This is a genomic window from Chromobacterium sp. FG22 (assembly GCF_057809415.1).
The window spans coordinates 1-648 of the sequence record NZ_JBMDJX010000076.1 but is presented as its reverse complement, the minus strand read 5'-3'; the positions used below and the strand labels follow the sequence as shown (position 1 = coordinate 648).

General features: G+C 66.0%; 1 protein-coding gene. It reads right to left on the bottom strand.

Annotated features, from left to right (window positions below; all coding sequences use genetic code 11):
• Positions 1–79 precede the first annotated feature (79 nt).
• Positions 80–421 (bottom strand): hypothetical protein, encoded by a 342-nt coding sequence (locus ACODSD_RS24755; protein ID WP_488878609.1) that lies wholly within the window; start codon positions 419–421, stop codon positions 80–82.
• Positions 422–648: the final 227 nt, after the last annotated feature.

Below are 648 nucleotides of genomic sequence, written 5' to 3'. Positions count from 1 at the left end.
CCGGCATTTCCACCTCGATGACCGGCACCAGCGTGTCGGCCACCGGCATGTCGCAGAGCATGACCGGGGTGTCCTCCTCTTATACCGGCACCTCCACCAGCGTCACCGGGACCAGCACCTCGGTCACCGGCACCTCCAAGAGCGTGACCGGCACCTCGATGTCGGACACCGGCTCGTCCACCAGCATCACCGGCACTTCGATGTCCACCACCGGTTCGTCCACCAGCGTCACCGGCACCTCGATGTCCACCACCGGCTCGTCCGCCAGCGTCACCGGTTGCTCGGTGTCCACCACCGGCGCTTCCGCCAGCGTCACCGGCTCGTCGGTCTCGGTCACCGGCTCGTCCACCGGGGTCACCGGCTCCAGCATGTCCACCACCGGTTCCTCGGTCAGCAGCACCGGTTCCAGCGTGTCCAGCACCGGCTCCAGCTGCTCCACCACCGGGGTCAGCTATTCCTACACCGGCGCGTCCTATTCGGACACCGGCGTGGATTTGAAGAAGCTGGGCATGCAGGTGAAAAGCTGATGACGCGGCGCAGGCTTGGACACGGGAAAGGAGAGCGGACATGCGCTTGATCGAACTGCACAGCCCCTTGCTGGACGCGGACAGCGTCGCGTTGAGCTTCAAGGCGGACGAACGCCTGTCG